Origin of the sequence: Nocardia sp. NPDC024068 (assembly GCF_040638875.1) — a bacterium.
Classification (GTDB): domain Bacteria; phylum Actinomycetota; class Actinomycetes; order Mycobacteriales; family Mycobacteriaceae; genus Nocardia.
On record NZ_JBEZYU010000011.1, the window covers coordinates 45521 to 66009 of the forward strand.

At 69.5% G+C, this 20489-nt stretch carries 21 protein-coding genes; 10 read left to right on the forward strand and 11 right to left on the reverse strand.

Going from position 1 to position 20489, the window contains the following annotated elements:
* Window positions 1-165: 165 nt before the first annotated feature.
* Window positions 166-1746, reverse strand: coding sequence for a hypothetical protein (locus tag AB0F41_RS12755; protein WP_357423096.1), 1581 nt, complete (start codon window positions 1744-1746; stop codon window positions 166-168).
* A 15-nt stretch (window positions 1747-1761) separates the two neighbouring features.
* On the opposite strand from AB0F41_RS12755, the gene AB0F41_RS12760 reads away from it, so the two are divergent.
* Window positions 1762-2229: a hypothetical protein gene (locus tag AB0F41_RS12760; RefSeq protein ID WP_357423098.1), complete on the forward strand. Its 468-nt coding sequence runs from the start codon at window positions 1762-1764 to the stop codon at window positions 2227-2229.
* 117 nt (window positions 2230-2346) lie between these two features.
* On the opposite strand, the gene AB0F41_RS12765 is transcribed toward AB0F41_RS12760, so the two are convergent.
* Complete coding sequence (locus tag AB0F41_RS12765) at window positions 2347-3261, reverse strand: alpha/beta hydrolase (protein WP_357423100.1); 915 nt, start codon at window positions 3259-3261, stop codon at window positions 2347-2349.
* Between the two features lie 53 nt (window positions 3262-3314).
* Between AB0F41_RS12765 and AB0F41_RS12770 the strand changes: the two genes are divergently transcribed.
* A complete protein-coding gene (locus tag AB0F41_RS12770; protein ID WP_357423102.1) occupies window positions 3315-3920 on the forward strand; it encodes a TetR/AcrR family transcriptional regulator in 606 nt (201 codons plus the stop codon).
* A gap of 50 nt (window positions 3921-3970) precedes the next feature.
* On the opposite strand, the gene AB0F41_RS12775 is transcribed toward AB0F41_RS12770, so the two are convergent.
* Complete coding sequence (locus AB0F41_RS12775) at window positions 3971-4837, reverse strand: alpha/beta fold hydrolase (protein WP_357423104.1); 867 nt, start codon at window positions 4835-4837, stop codon at window positions 3971-3973.
* Window positions 4838-5047: 210 nt separating this feature from the next.
* Here AB0F41_RS12775 and AB0F41_RS12780 point away from each other — a divergent pair, with 210 nt between their 5' ends.
* Window positions 5048-5665, forward strand: a complete 618-nt coding sequence (locus AB0F41_RS12780) for a TetR family transcriptional regulator C-terminal domain-containing protein (RefSeq protein ID WP_357423106.1) — start codon at window positions 5048-5050, stop codon at window positions 5663-5665.
* A 447-nt stretch (window positions 5666-6112) separates the two neighbouring features.
* On the opposite strand, the gene AB0F41_RS12785 is transcribed toward AB0F41_RS12780, so the two are convergent.
* Window positions 6113-6940, reverse strand: a complete 828-nt coding sequence (locus AB0F41_RS12785; RefSeq protein ID WP_357423108.1) for a nuclear transport factor 2 family protein — start codon at window positions 6938-6940, stop codon at window positions 6113-6115.
* Window positions 6941-7004: 64 nt separating this feature from the next.
* Between AB0F41_RS12785 and AB0F41_RS12790 the strand changes: the two genes are divergently transcribed.
* Window positions 7005-8015 carry a YafY family protein gene (locus AB0F41_RS12790; RefSeq protein ID WP_357423110.1) on the forward strand — a complete coding sequence of 337 codons (1011 nt, stop codon included), beginning with the start codon at window positions 7005-7007 and terminating at the stop codon, window positions 8013-8015.
* Window positions 8016-8117: 102 nt separating this feature from the next.
* On the opposite strand, the gene AB0F41_RS12795 is transcribed toward AB0F41_RS12790, so the two are convergent.
* The 5 genes from AB0F41_RS12795 to bioB all read right to left on the reverse strand — a co-directional run bounded on the left by AB0F41_RS12795 (window position 8118) and on the right by bioB (window position 11498).
* Window positions 8118-8564, reverse strand: a complete 447-nt coding sequence (locus AB0F41_RS12795) for a DUF1579 family protein (protein ID WP_357423112.1) — start codon at window positions 8562-8564, stop codon at window positions 8118-8120.
* Window positions 8565-8794: 230 nt separating this feature from the next.
* Window positions 8795-9325, reverse strand: a complete 531-nt coding sequence (locus AB0F41_RS12800; RefSeq protein WP_357423114.1) for a DUF1353 domain-containing protein — start codon at window positions 9323-9325, stop codon at window positions 8795-8797.
* Between the two features lie 137 nt (window positions 9326-9462).
* On the reverse strand, window positions 9463-10167 hold the full coding sequence (locus AB0F41_RS12805) for a DUF2567 domain-containing protein (protein ID WP_357423116.1): 705 nt from the start codon (window positions 10165-10167) through the stop codon (window positions 9463-9465).
* Window positions 10168-10169: 2 nt separating this feature from the next.
* Window positions 10170-10379 (reverse strand): hypothetical protein, encoded by a 210-nt coding sequence (locus tag AB0F41_RS12810; RefSeq protein ID WP_357423118.1) that lies wholly within the window; start codon window positions 10377-10379, stop codon window positions 10170-10172.
* Between the two features lie 84 nt (window positions 10380-10463).
* Window positions 10464-11498: a biotin synthase BioB gene (gene bioB / locus AB0F41_RS12815; protein WP_357423120.1), complete on the reverse strand. Its 1035-nt coding sequence runs from the start codon at window positions 11496-11498 to the stop codon at window positions 10464-10466.
* A 157-nt stretch (window positions 11499-11655) separates the two neighbouring features.
* Here bioB and AB0F41_RS12820 point away from each other — a divergent pair, with 157 nt between their 5' ends.
* The 6 genes from AB0F41_RS12820 to AB0F41_RS12845 all read left to right on the forward strand — a co-directional run bounded on the left by AB0F41_RS12820 (window position 11656) and on the right by AB0F41_RS12845 (window position 18553).
* Window positions 11656-12240, forward strand: coding sequence for a TetR/AcrR family transcriptional regulator C-terminal domain-containing protein (locus tag AB0F41_RS12820; protein WP_357423122.1), 585 nt, complete (start codon window positions 11656-11658; stop codon window positions 12238-12240).
* A 52-nt stretch (window positions 12241-12292) separates the two neighbouring features.
* Window positions 12293-13447, forward strand: a complete 1155-nt coding sequence (locus AB0F41_RS12825) for an 8-amino-7-oxononanoate synthase (RefSeq protein WP_357423124.1) — start codon at window positions 12293-12295, stop codon at window positions 13445-13447.
* Window positions 13444-14175, forward strand: a complete 732-nt coding sequence (bioD, locus tag AB0F41_RS12830; RefSeq protein WP_357423126.1) for a dethiobiotin synthase — start codon at window positions 13444-13446, stop codon at window positions 14173-14175. The genes AB0F41_RS12825 and bioD overlap by 4 nt, the downstream gene beginning before the upstream one ends.
* A gap of 9 nt (window positions 14176-14184) precedes the next feature.
* A complete protein-coding gene (locus AB0F41_RS12835) occupies window positions 14185-15369 on the forward strand; it encodes a DUF5931 domain-containing protein (protein WP_357423128.1) in 1185 nt (394 codons plus the stop codon).
* Between the two features lie 188 nt (window positions 15370-15557).
* Window positions 15558-16193: a response regulator transcription factor gene (locus AB0F41_RS12840; protein ID WP_357423241.1), complete on the forward strand. Its 636-nt coding sequence runs from the start codon at window positions 15558-15560 to the stop codon at window positions 16191-16193.
* A gap of 101 nt (window positions 16194-16294) precedes the next feature.
* Window positions 16295-18553: a DUF2339 domain-containing protein gene (locus tag AB0F41_RS12845; RefSeq protein WP_357423130.1), complete on the forward strand. Its 2259-nt coding sequence runs from the start codon at window positions 16295-16297 to the stop codon at window positions 18551-18553.
* A gap of 38 nt (window positions 18554-18591) precedes the next feature.
* Here AB0F41_RS12845 and AB0F41_RS12850 read toward each other — a convergent pair whose 3' ends face one another.
* Together AB0F41_RS12850 and AB0F41_RS12855 are read right to left on the reverse strand one after the other, a co-directional pair.
* Window positions 18592-19911, reverse strand: a complete 1320-nt coding sequence (locus AB0F41_RS12850; RefSeq protein ID WP_357423132.1) for an adenosylmethionine--8-amino-7-oxononanoate transaminase — start codon at window positions 19909-19911, stop codon at window positions 18592-18594.
* Window positions 19912-20023: 112 nt separating this feature from the next.
* The gene (locus AB0F41_RS12855) at window positions 20024-20464 is read right to left on the reverse strand and encodes a MarR family transcriptional regulator (RefSeq protein WP_357423134.1); all 441 of its coding nucleotides are present in this window, start codon (window positions 20462-20464) and stop codon (window positions 20024-20026) included.
* Between the last annotated feature and the right edge of the window lie 25 nt (window positions 20465-20489).

Consider the following 20489-nt stretch of genomic DNA (forward strand, 5'->3'; position numbering starts at 1 on the left):
TCGCAGGATCGCGCCACAGCGAAATCGGCCGAGTGCGATCAGCATGTCATTGAGGCGGTCATCACCCTCACCCAACGAGCGGATCCGGCGCGCCGGCAACGCTTTCCGGTCCGGTTCCTGGCCGCGGCCTGAATCGGCCGAGGGCGCCTCCCTCTCCGAGCCGCGTTAAGGGTGTACGTGGGCGAGGTAGTCTGCCCAGCTGGCTTGGGCGTAGTGGGCCCATTTCTGGGCGGTGCCGGGGCCGACGCCGAACAGGTCGCTGATGACCATGGGTGGGAGTTCTCCGGCGGCGGTGATCATGGCGGTGTTGCGGGCCGAGCGGATCGGAAGCCCGTGCTCGGTCAGCATTTCTCGCAACGAGTGGGAGTGGCGCGGGCGGCCCGGTGGTCGGCCGGGAAACAAATAGGCCGGTCCGGGCCCTCCGGGTCTGATCATCGTTTGGATGGCATCGGAGACGATGAGCCGGTCGATCAGGCGAGCCAGCGTTGGCGGAAGCAGGACGGGGTGGCGGTCGATGGTGAGGAAGGCTCCGGTGCCATCGCGGTGGAACCGGTCGGTGGTGAACTCGACGATGCGCACCAGCGGCAGGGCATAGAGCCTGCTCAGCGCTCCCGCGACTCGTGCTGCCAGCGGGATGGATTCGTCGGTCAGGCAACGGTGCAGTTGCTGCTGGTGGGCTTCGAAGCCTTGAAAGTCGTTGGGCAGTCCGCCGGTTTGGGTAGGAATATCGAGGCCGGCAGCGAATCCGCGAGCCTGGAGCCAGCGGAAGAACACAATGACCGGATGCGATTTCGACGGGTGGGACAGCAGGAACCCGTCTATGTGATCTTGGGTCAGGTTCTCGACGCCGGCGTCCTGGGCGTGGAGCCAGGTCAAGAACTTGATGGCGGACCGGATCTGAGTGCGGTCGGCGCTGGCAGCGCCGACACGGTAGGGGCCGCGGGCGGCGCGGCGGTAAGCGTCGCGGACGACGTGCCAGTCGGCGAAGGGCCGGATGATGTGTTGCTGGCTGGGAGGGAGTTGGGCGAGGGTTCGCCCGGACCATAGTTCGAGCTGGGCCAGGGGCTCGTTGCGGGCGGGCAGGACGCCGGCGCCGACGAGCAGCGCCCGGATGCTGTGGGTGGCATGGCGTTGGGGTAGTTCGTCGAGGGCGGCGTGGGTGATTTCGCGGTGTTCGGCGACCAGCTGTGACAGCAGTTTTCGGGATTGGCCGGTCCGCAGCCAGGTGATCACCGACCCGGCGTTCGCGTCGGCGAGGGCATCGAGCAGCGGTTGCAGTTGTGGGATCACGGTACCGGTGTCGTCACTGAGTAGGTTGCGCGCCCGTTCGGCGGCGACGCATTTCGTGCAGGTTTGATCGACCATGAGCCGGCCGTCGCGGCCGCAGCGTCGGCAGGTGAAGTTCAGTTCCAGCCCGCAGCAGGTGGTGCAGAGCCCACCGCCGGGCTCGACGCCGACCAGCACCCGGGTCCGCCCGCAGCTGCTACAGGGGCTGGCATGGTTGACACGGAATTTGTAGCAGCGTCGGCAGACCGTGCCCAGCGGCCAGCGCGCGCCGACCACGTCGTCGTTGTCGCAGAGTGCGCAGGTCTCGGTCTTGCGCGGCCAGCAGGTGACGCAGTGGAACGACTGGCCGACGACGTTGGCTCCTCCGATTGCTCCTGGTTCGGCGGTCACGATCGCGACAGCCGCGCGCTGGTGGGACGACGGTGCGGGGCGGAATCCTCCAGCCGGGTGCGTTTCCATCACTATGATGTTGAAGTGTCCGGTAGCGACAGAGAGCCGAGGCAAGTCGAACTCATCGGACCTGCTGCCCAGGTGTTCACCTATTCGATCGCGGCCGGTCTGATGTTATCGGGGCCTGTGCTCGCGTTGACCAGTGATTCACTGTGGAATGGGTTGTGCCCGGCGATCATCACTTTCCCGATCGGCCTCGCCATCGCGGTGACCACCTGTGGGCAGAGATGGGACGCGAAGCGGTTCCGGGCCGTCGGAGTTGTTTCGGCGGCGGAGATCGTCGCGGTCCGGATCCGTAAGGGGGGCGAGAATCCGGACGTTGCCGAACTTCGAGTCCGTATCACTGGGCCGGGTTTCGATACGTTCAAGGCGGACTGCGAAGTACCGGCCGGTATCCCTCGACCGCAGATCGGTGACCAGCTCCAGGTGGTGGTCGATCCCGCCAACAGCGACTTCGCGATCGGCTACGACCACTTGTTCGAGCAGGACTGACCGGCCCGGCCCAAGGATCGGAACCGGCTCACACGACGCATTCTGTCAGCGGCCTGCTGTGAAGCGGATCGGTCTTCAGATCTCGCAGAGCCACGGAAGGGCGGCGAGACGCGTTGTTCAAGGACGTCTGCGGCCATCGATCTCCGCGTGGAGGTCGGCGAGTGCGCGGACCAGCTGATGGATTCCAGGGGCTTCGACCGGGTAGTGCCCTGCGTTGTCCAGCACGGTCAGCCTTTTCGGCGCGGCGATTCGCTCGAAGAATTTCTCGCTCAGCGATAGTGGCGTCCAGGCGTCGGCGCCGGGATGAACGAGCCATACCGGGCAGGTGGTGAAGTTCTCGGGTTCGACGTGCGGTGCTGATGCGAGGTAAGTCCGTAAGAATCCCAATGGCATCGAGGCCCCGCCGCCGTGGGGGTCGGCGGCGACCAGCCGGGTCAGCTCCGGATCGTTGGACATGGCAGGCATGTTCGCCATCCACCGCATCGGAACCCGGACGCGGTCGACGGCAGGAGAGAGCAGCCGTGAACCGTAGCGACCCAGCCACGGTCGGCGGGCGATCGCGCTACGCACTTGCGGCAGGCGGGGATCGAGCAGGCAAGTCGCGACGACGGCGGCAGCCAGCCCGGTACGGGCGGCGGCCTCATAGGCGAGCATTCCGCCCATACTGGCCCCGAGGATCACCAGCGGCCGGTGATCCTCGGCATGCCGGTCTCGGATCAGCTCGGTGAGACAGTCTGCCCAATCCGGGTATCGGATGCCGTGTCGAGCACGGACTCGCGTGCGGCCGTAGCCCGGTAGGTCGGGCACCGCCACCTCGTAACCTTGCTCGGCCGCCAGCGCCGCGAATGGCCATACCGCCGCGGCGTGACCGCCGGCTCCGTGTATCAACAGCATCCGCACCCGGGCGTCCGCTCGGACGATGCGTTCGATGTGTACCTCGTTGCCCCGCCAGTTCCACCATGCCGACTCGGGCCGCAACGCGGGATCCGGCCGCAGGTCCGGGGGAAGGAACTTCAGGTAGGAGCTGTGCATGCCACAATGATTCGAGCAATCCTCGGTTTTGACAACTCGACTTCGGGACCCGTATGTCCATTCCCCGCAAAACCCCGCGCCAGCAGCGATCGGAGTTCACCTTCGACGCAATCCTGGACGCGGCTGCTCGACTTTTCCACCAGCACGGCTACACCGCGACCACCACCAACAAGGTCGCCGAACTCGCCGGCGTATCCATCGGCACGCTCTACCACTACGTCCCCGACAAGGACGCTCTGCTCTACGCACTCGCCGACCGTCACCTGCGCCACGCCGCGGCGGCACTACTCACCGAAACCGCGGCCCTGCGCTCCGAAGCGCCCCCACTGGGCGAAATCGTGCACCGGTTGATCACGGCGGTCGCACACCTGCACCGCACACAGCCGCACATGCACCGGCTGCTGTTCGAGCAGGCACCTCGAACACCTGAAAGCATCGCCCAGTTCCGGCAGCTGGAACAACGTCTCGCCGCCGAGGTCGCCTACCACCTGCACCGGCTCGACCTCGGTGGCCCCGACGCCGAGCTCACCGCGCTGCTGTTCGTGCAGGCCGTCGAAGCGCAAGTCCACGGGGCGGTCCTCGACCCGCCACCGGGCCACACCACCGAACAATGCGTGCAGGCCGTGATCGACTTCTGGATCCGATCGCTCACCAACTGACACCGCCCCTGTCGCTGCGACTCGCACGCTCCACCCGCCGCCCGGCGGCCTCAGGCCGGCGAGTCCGTTCGCCGGAGGTGTTCGAGGACGAGGCTGCGGACGGGTTCGACGTCGGCCAGGAGGCCGTGTCCGGCACCAGGGAGAATCACCGTGTGCGCCCCGGCACGCCGCGCGACTTCCGCGGCCGCCTCCGAATCGTGCACCTGGCTCGCCCCGGCCAGGGCGACGAAGGTCGGGACCGGCAGCAGGGTCAGCCCATCCGGCAGGTGGGGATAGACGATCGGCGAGGCCGGGAAGTGCGCGGCCCCGTGAGCGAGCAGGTCGAAGTAGGCCTCCAGATGCGCCGGCCCGCTGCCGGGAGCGCCCGGTGCCAGCACGGCGCGGGCGTCCTCGAAAGTCGGGTGTGGGTCGCGGTTCCGGCCCAACTCCTCGAACTCGGGGCTGAGCCCGGCGAAGACCAGAGGCGGATCGAGCAGGACCAGGCGCCGAACCCGTTCGGGATGGGCGAGCGCGAACCGGACCGCGAGGTGCCCGCCCAGCGACTGGCCGCACAGGTCCGCGGCGGGTAGCCCGAGCAGATCGAAAGTTTCCGCCAGCCAGTCCACGAGATCGTCCATGCTGGTCAAGGCAGCGCCGGTGTGTCGGCTGCGGCCCGGCTCGCCCATGATGTCCACGGCCCGCACACGATGCTCCTCGGCCAGTGAACCCACGACCGGATACCACATCCCGGACGTGCCACTGTATCCGTGGAGCAGGACCAGCGACTGTGCCGCGGACGGGCCGGCGGACGTGACCCGTGTCGTTCCGTACCGACCCGGAAGATCTGCCGTCTCGACCGGTACCGGCCAGTGTGCCATCACCGCGTCGTAGGCCCCGAAATATGCTGCCTCCAGCTCAGCGGCGGCGAACGCGCTCATCGCGGACTCCCCGACTCGAATCGGCGGCGCTCACCCAGCAGGAGCAGGGCATACGGTGCAGCGTCGACCCCTCTACTCGACTGGTCGCGGTCCGCAATGGGTGCTTCAACCTCCCTCGGCCGGGATCCCCGGTCAGTCATTCTCACCACTCCCTTTTTGCAAGTCAGCTGTATTATTACAGGTGTATGGAGTCAGAGGGAAGGGGTTCGCGTGCCCAAACAGGTCGATCACCGAGAACGTCGCGAAACCATCGCGCGCGCCCTGTGGCGAGTAGTGGAACAACAAGGTTGGACCCGAGCGACGATGCGTGAGATCGCCCGCGAGGCGGGCGCCTCCCTCGGACAGGTCCAGCACTATTTCAGCTCCCGGACAGCGATGCTCGTCTTCGCGATGGAATTCGCTTCCGAACAGACCTCACGCCGCGTCACCCGAAGCCTCGACCGCCTCGGCTCACCTCCACACCCGCGCGACGTACTGCGAGTGACGCTCATGGAGATGCTCCCCCTGCACCCGGACGCCCGCGCCACCAGCCGTATGAGCGCCGCCTACACCCTCGAGGCGTTACACGACCCAGAGCTACACGAACAGGCCCGCCTCGGACTACACGACGGCAGAGCTCTGACCAAACGCCTGATCAGGCAAGCAATCACCGATGGCCATATCTCCTCGGATCGTGAACCGGCCATCGAGACGAACCTCCTGCTCGCGCTGACCGGCTTCACCCCGCTTCTCGACTTCGACGTCATCGATCCCGATGCCGCGCTGACCGCCATCGACTACTACCTCGACAGACTCTTCGACCGCACGTCACAACATCCCGAGCGGTAGAGGTCCCCGAGGTCCACCCACGCATGTCCAGCAAAGGGGCGTTCCCGGGCAGAACTCCGGCAACAATCATCGTTGACCGGCGATAATTCAGGTCGGTGTCTCGTCGCGCAGGGCATGCTCGCCCGCTGCGGTGAGATGGACCCAGGTGCGGCCGCGTTTTCCTTCGTAGCCTTTTTCGATCTCCACCAGCTGGGAGACACCGCCGCATCACCTCGTCGAGGCAAACCGCTGATAAGTCCTGAACCGGAGCCGGGTCCACATCGGCCGACGGGCGCGACCGCCGGGTACGCGTACGGCGTTGTCCTTGTCGAGCGCCGACTCCAGCCGGCCGGAATTCGCCGACCGCACCAAAACGACGCAACACCAACGTAGTTCGATCGGCGAGCGTGGCCGAGGAAGCCGCAGGATCGCCGATCTGGACCCAGCCGGATTGCCGATGCCTTCGGGTCAGTCCGTTGCTCGGCGGTGTATCGGTTGCCCGGCAAGGGCTTCGGTGACGGTGAGGCTGTCTTCGTACACGGCGTATCGGGTGATCAGTCCGTTTGTGACTGTGAGGTGGAGGGCGCAGAGAGCCGTGTAAGGCCGGCCTGTGGCTTCGACCGTCTGGCGGATATCGCCGAGCACGACTGCGTTTCGGCCGTCGACCAGCACTTGTGACGCTTTTCCCGCCGCTTCCTCTGGGATGTGGAAGGCGGCTATTGCCCGGAAGTGGTCGGCGACGTCGGCGCGGGTGGAGCGAGGACGGATCCACGGCACCGCCGGATGGCCGTCGACCGGCCAGTTCAATTCCCATTCGACGTGTTCGGCGAACAGCTCGGCGATCCGGTCCGGGTCGCCCTCTCCCAGTCGGTGGAGGAACTCCTGCACGGTGGCGCGAGTGCTCGTGTTCGTCTCGGCCGGGGTGTTCACGGTGAACTGGTGGTCGGATCGGATGAGCCCGTTCTCTCCGAGGGTGACGAAGGTGCGGCCGGTCCAGGCGATGTCTCCTCCTGCTTCGGGGCCCATGTGAGTGGTGAAGGTGACCATGTCGTGGTGGCCAGTCGCGTCGCCCGCGGACCAGAAGATATTGCCCGCATCGCGCACCAGCGTGTTGTGCGCCTCGGAAATGCGCGCTTCGATGCGGCCGTGACCCTGGTACCGCGCGGACTCGTTGGTCTCCACACCGTCCACATCCCAGAGGCCGGCGATGAGGCGACGGCGCGCCGCCGGGTCCGGTTCGTTCCACACCGCGACGTAGCGGTCGACGAACTGCTCGATATCGATGTCGATGTCCATGCATCGAACGTTATTGCCGCTTCACTGACACCTTGTGTCAGTGAAGCACGGCAGACTCGATGGCATGCGTGCGAGCCGACTCGTGTCCATCCTGCTGCTGCTACAGAACCGGGAACGGATGACGGCACAGGAGCTCGCCGGCGCGCTGGAGGTATCCGTGCGCACTGTCTACCGTGACATGGAGTCCCTGAGCGCGGCGGGCGTCCCGCTGTACGGCGAATCCGGTCATGACGGCGGATACCGGATCCTCGGTGGATTCCGGACCCGGCTGACGGGACTGACCGTCGATGAAGCCGACTCGCTGTTCCTGTCCGGGATACCGACGGCCGCTGCCGACCTGGGCATGGGCGCGGTTGCCACCGCCGCGCAACTCAAGCTGATGGCCTCGCTACCGGCCGAGCTGCGCGACCGCGCCGGCCGGATCGCGCAGCGGTTCCACCTCGACGCTCCGCGGTGGTACCACGAAGCCGACCGCACCCCCCATCTCGGCGTGGTCGCAGACGCAGTGTGGAACAGCCGCACCGTGCGGATGCGATACCTGCGCTGGACCGAACCCCAGGAGATAACCCGGACCGTGCAACCCTATGGGCTGGTGCTCAAGGCCGGTCACTGGTATCTCGTGGCCTCCACAGACGAGGAGCTCCGTACCTACCGCATCTCGCGGATCATCGATCTCCATGTCCGCGACGAGCGATTCAACCTCCCCGACGGGTTCGACCTGGCCGACTATTGGCAGGGCTATCTGAAGGACTTCGAGGCGCGCCGTCACCGCGACGAGGCGACTCTGCGCCTGTCCCCGAACGCCTTCCACCGATTGCCCTACCTGTGGGAACCGGCCACGATCGAAGCTGCCCACCGGAGCGCGGCGCCCGATGCAGACGGCTGGACCAGGGTGACGATCCCGATCGAGTCCGCCGAACAGGCACTGCCGGAACTGCTCAAACTGGGCGCCGAAGCCGAGGTCCTCGGCCCACCGGCGCTCCGCGACCACCTCACCCGAACACTCGCCGCCATGACGCGCGTCTACCAACGTTCGGATCGACAGTTCGCGGGCGTTGCCGGCTCCGAACGATGACCTGCCGCAGGACCGTTCCACGCGTGATACCCACCCGATGCTCCGAACCGGCAGGGCGTTCGTGAATGGGTGCGTCCGGGCTGGTGCCGACCCGTATGCGGATCACTCGATGGCGGCGAAGTTCATCCGCATCCACGGGATCCATGCGCCGGTGCCGGGGTCACGCTCCCACAGCGCGGACATCGACGACCCGTCTGCGGACGGCCGGAGAGTGCTGCGCATTCCTTCGCCATCGAAGAGCCAGGACCCATCGGCGTTCGGATGTGCCGTCATAGTGCTGTACGAACCGGAGGCGTCGAAGGCCCGCATCGCGTAGGTACCGGCCTCCGGGTCGTAGTCGCCGATCAGTTCGAGAGCCCGAGTGCGCTCACCACCCATCATGACGTCGACGCGGTGCAGGATCCAGCGGCCCCCGGTCATCCACTCGTATTCGTCTGTGCCCTCGATTTTCATCGTCTGCCGGCCTTGGTCGTCGAGGACGACACCGGAGGTCTGCCACCTGCCGATGATCGTTTCGAACCGGAGCATCGCGTGGATGGGTGCGGCCATTCGAGATTCTCTCTTCGTAGACGGGACACACGCGCGGCCCCGAACACGGGTTGCATAGATGCTCGGGCGATGCGCTCATGGAGTAGACGAGCGGGACCGGGCGAACTCATCGCACCTTCGATTCTCGATGAACGCGTGAGGATCGGGCTGCCGGACCGATCCCTACCCGTGCTGCCGTGGGAATGCGTGGGGATCCCACCGCCGCCCGAGGCGGGCCGAGCGCCGGGCGCTCAGGTCTTCATCTCCGGCCGCGGGGCCCGCGCCGGACTCTCGTGCGGCAGCACCTTGACCACGGCCCAGGCGATCACCTCGATGAACCAGAACAGCACCAGGAATACGGTGACCACGATGGTCGGAATCGCCAGGAACAGGATGGACAGCACCGCGACCACGGTGAACACCGCCAGGGCCGGCGGGGTGATGCCCCGCAACCGGCTGCCGAACCGCACCGCCGTCCACATCATCCATTGCCGCGGCACCGAGACATCGCATTCGCGGAGCGCCCGCCGGAATATCCCGTCGGCGTCGACCGCGCTGACCACTTCCGACCGCAGCAGATAGTCGTGCAGGATCGCCGCACGGGTGTAGACCCCGTAGCGCGGTACCAGCCAGACCACCGGTCGCGGGACCGACGCGAAATCGGTACGGAAACCCGCGGGTACCTCGAACTCTTCCTGTGAACCCGCGTAACGCAGTGGCTCCCGCACCTTCCAGAACGTCCCGTCGATCTCCTCGACTACGAGCGCACTGGTGAACCCCACCGAACCATCTCCCCTGTCGTCCCGTCGATTTCGCTCAGCCTACGACCGGAGTGCGGGGTACGTGCGCCGGGATGCCCGGGCGGTCCCGATCACCGGGAATCCGCGCGGACGCCGTGCGCGGGCCGGGCCGCGGGACCTCAGCCGGGCGGGGTCGCGGCGGGCGAATCTCGTTTGGGTGGGCCGTCATCCGGTGCCGCACCGGTCCCGGGGGCGGCCGGCCGCATTCCGCCCACCGGTGCCGGATCGGGCGAGACCTGCTGATACGGAGTGGATTCGGGCTCCGGATCGGCGTACGGCTGGCGCCGGGACGTACCGAACGGGCTCATGAAGCCGGTGCCGAGGTCCTCGGTCGTACTCAACCCCGCGAGCAGCAGAACCACCAGCGAGGCGACGAACGGCTGGGCCAGCAGAGCGATCGAGCCGTCCAGATCGACCGGCAGCGCCACGATCTGCCCCACCGGCGGGTCGACGGGTCGCGGATTGTTCCAGTGGTTGACCGCGTGCCCCGCCCAGGACATCACCCAGGCGCCCGCCACCGAGCCGAGCAGCAGGCCGGCGAACTGGATCGGTCCGCGCATCCGGCGGTGCCGCCACGCCGCCACCGCCGACAGCAGACCCGTGACGGCCCCCGCCGCGACGAACAGGGCCATCGCGTCGAAGCGGTGCAGGCTTTCGCCGACCAGCCCCGCACCGCGTCCGGGTTCGACCACCAGCAGTCGTTCGGTGGGCGCGAGCAGACCCCACAGACCGCCCACGACCAGGCTCACCACCACCACGACGGCCAGGAGGACGCCCGCGGCACGCAGCTCCCGGCCCGCTCCGGCGAAACGTGTACCCGGCACCGCTACCGCGCCTCGGCCGCGGTGGAATCGCTGATGCCGTGCCGGGAGCATTTCGCCGACCAGCCGTCCGGGTTGACCTGCACGACCATCCGGCGGCCGCAGTGCTCACAGAACCGGGGCGGTTCCAGGCCGAGCGCGACGGCCCGGGATGCCGGTTCGTCGTACCCGGGCGTGATCGGCCGGCCCGTGAACGGGTTGTAGCGCTCGTCCATAGGGCCGACAGTACTCAGGAGTCCCGCCGTTCCATGGTTGACGTCGCCGATCGGCCTGTCTCGGCGATCGGATCGCCGCGCCGGTCAGAAGGTCTCATTGAGTGCCTTGATCGGCATCTGCAGTTCACCCAGCAGGTCGAGATCTTGTTCGGCCGGGCGGCCGAGGGTGGTCAGGTAGTTGCCGACGATCACGGCGTTGATTCCGCCGAGGATGCCCTGCCGGGCGCCGAGATCGCCGAGGGTGATCTCCCGGCCGCCCGCGAAGCGCAGGATGGTGCGGGGCAGCGCCAGCCGGAAGGCCGCCACGGCGCGCAGCGCGTCGGCCGCGGACAGCACTTCCAGATCTCCGAACGGGGTGCCCGGACGCGGGTTGAGAAAGTTCAGCGGGACCTCGTCGGGTTCGAGGGCGGCCAGGTCGGCGGCGAATTCGGCGCGCTGTTCCAGCGTTTCCCCCATCCCGAGAATGCCGCCGCAGCAGACCTCCATCCCCGCCGCCCGCACCATCCGCAGGGTGTCCCAGCGTTCCTCCCAGGTATGGGTGGTGACCACGTTCGGGAAGTACGAGCGCGCCGTTTCGAGATTGTGGTTGTACCGGTGCACCCCCATCGCGGCCAGCCGGTCGACCTGGTCCTGGGTGAGCATGCCGAGCGAGCAGGCGACCTGGATGTCCACCTCGTTGCGGATGGCCTCCACACCGGCGGCCACCTGGGCCATGAGCCGTTCGTCGGGCCCGCGCACCGCGGCCACGATGCAGAATTCGGTCGCGCCGGTTTTCGCGGTCTGCTTGGCCGCTTCCACCAGGCTCGGAATATCGAGCCAGGCCGCGCGCACCGGCGACTGGAACAGCCCGGACTGCGAGCAGAAGTGGCAATCCTCCGGGCATCCGCCCGTTTTGAGGCTGATGATGCCCTCGACCTCGACCTCCGGTCCGCACCAGCGGAGCCGCACATCGTGCGCGAGCTCGAGCAGTTGCTCGAGCCGGTCGTCGCCGAGACGCAGTACCGCGAGGGTCTGATCCCGGGAGAGCCCGACGCCGCGATCGAGCACCTGCTCCCGCGCGTCGGTGAGTACATCGCTGGCGGCCGGCGTGGCGGCGGTCTCGACGGATGCCCGGTTCACTGGCTTATCCCCTTCGTCGTGACTGTGTTGCTGGTCCCGGACTCCCGGATCCCAGAACTTGAACGGTGTTCAGGACAGGCTAGCGCCCGGGATTGAACAGCGTTCAGGCCGGTGTAGCGTCTGAGGCGAGCAGCAGCGCCGGCGGGAGGATCGAATCGTGCAGTTACACCGGGACGACGTCGTGGACGGCGCCCTCGCCATCCTCGACCAGTACGGTCTCGCCGACCTCACCATGCGCCGCCTGGCCGGCACGCTGAGCGTTCAGCCCGGCGCGCTGTACTGGCACTTCCCCAACAAGCAGGCACTGCTCGGCGCGGTGGCCGACCGGATCCTGGCGCCGATGGACCGGCCCGTGGTCGCCACGGACTGGTCGGGTGCGCTCACCGAACTGGCCCACCGCCTGCGCGACTGCCTGCTGACCTATCGCGACGGCGCGGAACTGGTCTCGTCCACCTACGCCTCCCGCCTCACCACGAACAAGGGCCGCGAGCGTTTCAGCAGTGCCGTGATCCGCGCCGGAATGCCGCGCGACCAGGCCGAACTCGCTGCTTACACACTGCTCTACTACGTACTCGGCCACACCGTGGACGAACAGTCCCGGATGCAGATGGACTCCGCCGGGGCCCTGGCCGACCCGGCCGGCGAACCCGCGGACGCCACCGACCCGACGGCCCGGTTCGATTTCGGCCTGCAGCTGTTCACCGCCGGTATCCGTCACCGCCTGGGCGCCGACGCACACTGAGACCGCTCGGCGCGGGATTCCACCTTGAACGGTGTTCAAGTATGGTGCCCTCGTGACCTCCGATCCCCTGGCCTGGCTCGACGAACGTGCTGCCGCGCGGGAAACCGCCGGACTACGGCGCCGGTTGCGCCCACGCACGGCGGACTCATCGCTGCTGGACCTGGCATCGAACGACTACCTCGGGCTGACCCGCCATCCCGAGGTCGTCGCCGGGGCCGTGGAGGCGGTGCGCCGCTGGGGTGCCGGCTCGACCGGCTCCCGGCTGGTCACCGGGACCACAGCCGATCACGAACTCCTCGAAACCGAATTGGCCGAGTTCACCGGGTTCGCCGCGGGGCTGGTCTTCGCCTCCGGTTACGCCGCCAATCTGGGCGCGGTCACCGCCCTCGCCGGGCGGGGCGCGCTGATCGTCTCCGACGCCGGATGCCACGCCTCCCTGGTCGACGCCTGCCGGCTCTCCCGGGCCCGGGTCGCCGTCGCGCCGCATCGCGATACCGCCGCGGTGGCCCGCCTGCTGGGTGAACGAACCGAAGAGCGCGCTCTGGTGCTCACCGATTCGGTCTTCAGCGCCGACGGCGATCTCGCCCCGCTGGCCGAACTGCACCGCGTCACCCGGGCGCACGGTGCGGTTCTGCTGGTCGACGAGGCACACGGACTCGGCGTCCGGGGCGCCGGCGGCCGCGGGCTGGTCCACGAGCTGGGATTGTCCGGTGAACCCGACCTGGTGGTCACCGCGACCCTGTCCAAGGCGCTGGCCGCCCAGGGCGGTGTCGTACTGGGCGCCGAACGGGTTCGCGCCCACCTGGTCGACAGCGCGCGCACCCTGATCTTCGATACCGGATTGGCGCCCGCCGCGGTCGGCGCGGCCCGCGCCGCCTTGCGCGTGCTGCGCCGCGACCCCGGGCTCGCCGGTCGCGTGCTCGGAAATGCCGCCGGGATCGCCCGTATCGCCGGGGTGCCCGCCCCCGAATCGGCGGTGGTCCCGGTGGTACTCGGCGACCCCGCGATCGCCTACGCGACAGCGGAGGCCTGCCGCTCGCACGGTGTGCGGGTGGGCTGTTTCCGCCCGCCCTCGGTGCCCGAGGGCACCTCCCGGCTGCGGCTCACCGCGCGCGCCGACCTGTCCCCCGCCGATCTCGGCACCCTGGCGGCGGTGCTACGCCCGCTGCTGGTCCGGGCCCGGGACACCGTGGCGGCGCCGGTATGATGCCGCTGCTGATCACCGGAACCTCCACCGAGGTCGGCAAAACCGTGGTCACCGCCGCCCTGGCCGCCACCGCGCGCGCGGCCGGACGCACCGTCGCGGTATGCAAACCCGCCCAGACCGGGGTCGCGGCGGGAGAACCGGGCGATCTCGAAGTGATCGCCCGGCTCGCCGGGGTGACCCGGACCGTGGAACCGGCCCGCTACCCCGACCCGCTGGCACCCGATACCGCGGCCCGCCGGTGCGGCGCCCCGCTGCTCACTCTGGCCGAGACCACCGCCGCCCTGGCCGGTCTCGCGGACGCCGAGGTGGTGCTGGTGGAGGGCGCCGGCGGACTGCTGGTGCGGCTCGGCGAATTCACACTGCTGGATCTCGCCCGCGAACTGGCAGCCCCGGTGCTGGTGGTCACCGCCCCCGGCCTCGGGACGCTCAACCACACCGAACTCACCACCCGCGAACTGGATCGGGCCGGGGTGCGATGCGCGGGCCTGGTGGTGGGTGCGTGGCCCGAACAACCGGATCTGGCAGCGCGTACCAATCGCACCAACCTGCCGCGCGTTACCGGCGCCGACCTGATCGGCGCCGTCCCGGCGGGTGCCGGGTCCTGGCACCCGGGCCGGTTCGCGGCGGCGGCGCCGGGCTGGTTCGCACCGGGTTGGACGCGCCGGTATCTGGGCGCGGGCGATACCGATCACCGCGTTCCTCCGGTGACCGCCCGCGCCACTGCCTAGAGTTCGGCTATGGGCTCGCGACTTTCGGCCGACCGGCCGGCCCGGCCCGATCCGGCCGATGCCGCCACCGCCCCGCTGTGGCGGGCGGTCCAGGCATTCCGGCTGGTCACCCTGCTCTACGCGGTGGGCCAGCAGGCCGCGTCGGTGCAGTACTACCAGAATCAGCGGCTCAGCTGGCTGTTCATCGCGCTCATGGTGGTCTGGTCGGGCCTGTCGGCGCTGCTGCTGGCCCGGTGGCCCACTCCCGATACCGCCCGGATCCGGACCCTCGTCGTGCTGGGCGACCATATCGTGGTCGTCGGCCTCATCGCCGCGACCCCGCTGGTCGCCGATTTCGACTGGTATCACGGACATCAGCCGCTACCCACCACGATGTGGTCGGCGAACGCGGTGATCTCCGCGGCGATCCTGCGCGGACCGGTCGCGGGTGTCGCGTCGGGCCTGCTGATCGCGGCGGCGATCGTCACCATGCGGCAGCAGTGGGGTCAGGACCTCTGGGCCGACGCGACCGCGCCGGTCCTGGTCTCGGTGGGGCTGGCGCTGGGGCTGGCCGCGAGCACCGCACGCCGCGCCCAGGAACAGCTCCAGCACGCCGTCCGGCTCACCGCCGCCACCGAAGAGCGCGAACGGCTGGCCCGGCAGGTGCACGACGGGGTGCTGCAGATCCTCGCCTACATCAAACGCCGCGGCACCGAAATAGGTGGCCCGGCAGCGGAACTGGCGCAACGGGCCGGCGAACAGGAGGTCGCGCTGCGGCGGCTGATCTCCGAACAGGACGGCGGTGCGGATACCGGCGAGACCACCGTCGATCTGCGGCCGCTGCTCACCGCGCACGCCACCCCGGGGGTGGTCGTCTCGACACCCGGCGAACCGGTGCAGATCGGCCGGTGGCGGGCCCAGGAGATCGCCGCGGCGGTCGCCGCCGCCCTCACCAATGTGGAACTGCACGCCGGAACCGGGGCACGCGCCTACGTACTACTCGAGGACACCGGCACCGAACTCATCGTGAGCGTCCGCGACGACGGCATCGGGATACCTCCCGGCCGGCTGGCCGAGGCCGAGAACGAGGGCCGGATGGGTGTGTCGCGCTCCATCACGGGCCGGATCGCCGCGCTGGAGGGCCGGGCGGATCTGCTCACCGCCGGCGTCGTCGGAGAGGGGACGGAATGGGAGTTCCGAATCCCGCGACGGTGAGGTTCGCATGAGACGCCCGTCGGTGAAGTTCGCACGGGACGCCCGTCGGTGGCGATCGGGCGTGTCGCGCCGGCACCCGCACCCGGACCGGCCGCCCATGAGACAGCCGCTCTGGCACGATGGGAGCAACGCCTGATCCGGAAGGAGCGGCCACGGTGACCGAGGAACCGGCGGAAACGATTTCGGTGATGGTGGTCGACGACCACCCCATCTGGCGCGAGGGGGTCTCCCGGGACCTCGGCGAAGCCGGGTTCGTAGTCGCCGCCACCGCGGAGAACGCCGCCGCCGCGGTTCGCCGCGCCGCCGCGACCCGTCCCCGGGTGGTCCTGATGGATATGCAACTGCCCGATGGCAACGGCGCCGGAGCCACCGCCGACGTCCTGCGGGTTTCGCCGGAGAGCCGGGTGCTGGTGCTCTCCGCCTCCGGCGAGCGAGACGATGTGCTCGAGGCGGTGAAAGCCGGTGCCTCCGGATATCTGGTGAAAAGCGCGTCGGCCGACGAACTCATCGCCGCGGTCCGCGCCACCGCCGCCGGACAGGCGGTGTTCACCCCGGGGCTGGCGGGCCTGGTGCTGGGCGAATACCGCCGGATGGCCGCGGCGCCCGCCGATCCCGCCGCCCCGCACCGCCCCGCCCTGACCGACCGGGAGACCGAGGTCCTGCGTCTGGTGGCGAAGGGTTTGTCCGCGCGGCAGATCGCCACCAGGCTCGACCTCAGCCACCGGACGGTCGAGAACCACGTCCAGGCGACCCTGCGCAAACTGCAGCTCGCCAACCGTGTCGAACTCACCCGCTACGTGATCGAACAGGGCCTGGAGAGCTAGTCCGGGAGTAGTGGCCACCCCGACGAATCGGGTATATCCCGGCGGCGCAACCGGGTAGTCCTACTCATCTCTTCCGGACCCCGGCGGCAGACCATCGAGGTATGACGCCTTCGATCGACCCGGCGCTGATCGCCCGCCTCTCCGGCGCGCTGACCACCGCCGCCGGTGAATTCACTACTCTCGGCGACCGGTTGAGCCTCCTGGGCCGCGATCTGGAATCGCTGCGAGAACAGGTCACGGCCGACGACCGGACGCCCTCGGCCGCCGCCGGAGCCCCGGCGCGCGGCGCCTCGGACGCGGCCGCACACCGGGCGACACCGGACGAGACCGGCAGCGCCGATCGGCCGGAGCGGACCACGGCCTCGCCCACCGGCACCGCGCCGGATGCGACGCCGTCGCCCGGTGTGCGCGTCGGCGGGGTGCACACACCGGGTGCCCCGGGTGCGGCCGTACCGGATTCCGGAGCGGCCGCACCCGGGCAACCCACCCATGGCACCGACCCGCCGGCACCGCCCCCCGCCCCGACCCGGCCCACCACAGTGCCGTGGGGAGTGCCACCCGCGCCGGCGCAACCCGGCCCACCGTCGCCCGCTTCCACCCAGTTCTCCGGCATCGCCGGACGCCCCCATCCGCAACCCCGCCCGCCGCTCCCGTCGCGGGCACGTTATGAGGCCGCCATGACCACTCCACCGATCCCGTCCCGCACCTCTGCTCCCGGAAACGATCCCGGCGGACCGCCACCGACTCCGTGGTGGCAGCGGGAAGGAGTGATCAGCCGGATTCTCGCGGTCGCCGGAGTGGGCGTCACCCTCATCGGGGTGGTGATGCTGCTGGTGCTGGCCGCCCAGGCCGGTATCTTCGGGCCGATTCCCCGCGTCGTGGCGGGCGGTGTTCTCGCTGCCGCGCTGGTGGGCGCCGGTATGCGGGTTTATCACCGCGCAGGCGGACGGGTCGGCGGAATCGCCCTCGCGGCCACGGGATTCGCCGGCGCCTACCTCGATGTCATCGCGATGACCACGATCTACGATTGGCTGGCACCGGTTCCGGGTTTCGTCGCCGCCCTCGGAATCGCGGCGGCGGGGGTCGGCCTGGCGATGCAGTGGCGTTCGCAGGCGCTGGCCGTGCTGGTGGTCACGGGCGCGGCAGTGCTGGCGCCGATCGTCACCGTGGAACTGGCCCTGCCGGCCTTCCTGATCGTGCTCCAACTCGCCTGCGTCCCGGTGCAGTACCGGTTCGACTGGTCTTTCCTGCACGTCGTCCGCACCGTACCCGCGGTGCTCGCCACCCATATCGCCATCGTCGCCGCGGTTGTCGACTCTCCCGGCCGGGACCGTGCCGGATCGGTACTCGCCGCCGCCGTGGCGGTCGCGGCGGTCGGGCTGGTGGGCGCCATCGTGGTCGGGCGGCGTCGGCCCGGCGATATCGTGTCGGCGACGGCCTTCGCGCTGGCCACCACACCGCTGCTCTCCGCGCCCGCACTGTTCGATCGTCCGGCCTCCGTGGTGATCTCCGCGGCCTACGCGGCGGTACTCCTGACCGTCACCGCTGCCGCCCTGCTCCCCCGGATCCGGGAGATCGTGCGGATTCCGGGCCAGGTCACGGCCGTCGCCGCGATCGCCGGTTCCTTCGCGCTGCTGCAGACCTGCCTGACCGTCACCTCCGAATCGACGCTGCCGCTGGCACTGTTCCCGGTGGCGGCCTGCTGCCTGGCGATCGCCGGGCAGACCGGTCACAAGATCGCCGCGATAATCGGCGCGTGCTTCGCGATTCCGGGCGGGCTCGCCTTCCTCGCGATCGCCGGGCCGTACACCCTGACCACCGAATCGTCGGCGGTCCGGCAGCTGGGCTCCGGGACGGCGGCGTCCGCGATCGCCGGGCTCGGGCTCGTCGCGGTGGCGCTGTGGGCGTTGCTGCGGCCGTTCGCCGGGCGGCGCGGCGGCGATTCCGCCACCACACTGTCGTGGATCGTATTCGGGGTCGCCGGGCTGTACCTGGTCACCACGGCCGCGGTATCGGCCGGCGTCGCGGCCCGAGCCGCCGACGGGTTCCGCATCGGGCACGGCGTCGCCACCATCGCCTGGATGGCCACCGCCCTGGCCGCGCTCCTGTTCGGACTCCGTGCGATGAACGGTGATTCGGCGCAGACCGCCAAGGCCGCCCTGGCATCGGGCCTGCTGCTCACCGCGGCGGCCCTCGCCAAATTGTTCCTGTTCGATCTGGCCACCCTCGGTGGTGTGGTCCGGGTCGCGGCCTTCCTGGTGGTCGGCATCCTGCTGCTGGTCGCCGGAACCCGCTACGCCCGGGCCTTCGCCGAATACGGCTCCCACGACGACGAGCTCCGCTCCCCGGTCCCCCACTGACCCCGCCGACGTGACCCGGTAGCCGTCCCCTCCGGCGGCTACCGGGTCACGTCTGCCGCATGCGCCGGGTCCGCGCCGGTACGGGCCGCGGCCACCATCGCCCGGGTGATGGTGGCGATATCGGCGGTATCGGCGACGAACGGCGGCATGGCGTAGATCAACTCGCGGAACGGCCGTAACCAGGCGCCCGCCGTGATCGCCGCGTCCGTGGCGGCGCGCATATCCACCGGACGCGTCAACTGGATCACTCCGATGGCACCCAGCACCCGGACGTCGGCCACTCCGGGCAGATCGCGCGCCGGAGTCAGGCCCGCGCGCAGTTCCGTTTCGATGCGGCGCACCTCGCCCCGCCAGTCGCGCGACAGCAGCAGCTCCACGGAGGCCACCGCCACCGCGCAGGCCAGGGGGTTGCCCATGAAGGTCGGGCCGTGCATGAGTCCGCCGTGCGCGGCGCTCACGGTCGCGGCGATCCAGTCGGTGCACAGTGTCGCGGCAAGTGTCATATAGCCACCGGTGAGGGCCTTGCCCACGCACAGCACATCCGGCGCCACCTCGGCGTGCTCGGCCGCGAAAAGCGTTCCGGTGCGGCCGAATCCGGTGGCGATCTCGTCGAATATCAGCAGGACCCCGTATTCGTCGCACAGCCGGCGCAGCTCGGCCAGATACCGGGGGTCGTGCCAGCGCATCCCGCCCGCGCCCTGGACCACCGGTTCCACCACGATCGCCGCCAGTTCGGCCGCGTGCCGGGCCACCGCCGATTCCAGTTCGCGCACGTAGTCGTCGCGGTATTCCTCCGGCGGCGCGGAGACGAAGAGCTGTTCGGCCAGCACATCGGTCCACAGCGCGTGCATACCGCCCTCGGGGTCACACACGCTCATGGGCGTGAAGGTGTCGCCGTGATACCCGCCGCGCCAGGTGAGCAGCCGGCGCTTACCCGGCCGGCCCCTCGCACGCCAGTACTGCACGCACATCTTCACCGCGACCTCCACCGATACCGACCCGGAGTCGCAGAGGAACACCTTCTCCAGTCCGGCCGGGGTGTGCCGCACCAGCAGCTCGCACAGCCGCACCGCGGGTTCGTGGGTGAGCCCGCCGAACATCACATGGCTCATCCGTCCCGCCTGCGCCAGCAATGCCGCGTCGAGCACCGGATGCCGGTATCCGTGGATCGCCGCCCACCAGGAGCTCATACCGTCCACGAGTTCCCGGCCGTCGGCCAGGGTGAGCCGGGTTCCGGACGCCGCGGCCACGACGAGCGGTTCGGTGGTGGCCGGGAACCCCCCATAGGGATGCCAGACGTGCCGAGCGTCGAGCGCGGAGATCCGCGCGGCGGTAAGGGGTGCGGGGACTGCGGTCACCGGTGCTCCTCCACATCGCGGGCCGCGCGGGGAGCACGGCGTATTGAACAGTGTTCAAGTTACCCATTCCGCGACTCTCCCCTACACACCGGGGCCTGGCGCCCGGACCGGATCACCCACTCATCGCGTCATCGGACCCGTCGAGTACGGCGACCACCCCGGCCAGCAGCTCGCGCAGTCGCGCCACCCCGTCCGCGCCCACATCGGCGCGCACCCGCTCCTCGATTCCCGCGAGCCGGACCCCGGCCAGGCGCAGGGCGGCGTCTCCGGCCGGCGTACACACCACCCGCCGCGCCCGCCGGTCGCCGGGGTCCACCTCCCGGCGCACCAGCCCGGCCGCCTCGAGCCGGCCGACGAGTTCCCCCATGGACTGCTGGGTCATCCCGGCGGCGTCCGCCAGGTCCCCGACCCGCGAACCGGCCGGATCCAGATAACGGAAGACGGCGTAGTGCGCCGGGCGCAGATCGCCCGGCAACCGCGCACGCAATTCGGCATTCAGCTCGTCCTCCACCGCCCGGGTGGCCAGGACCAGCAATTTCAGCAGCGAGGGCATGGTTGACATTTTATGAAGGTTACCT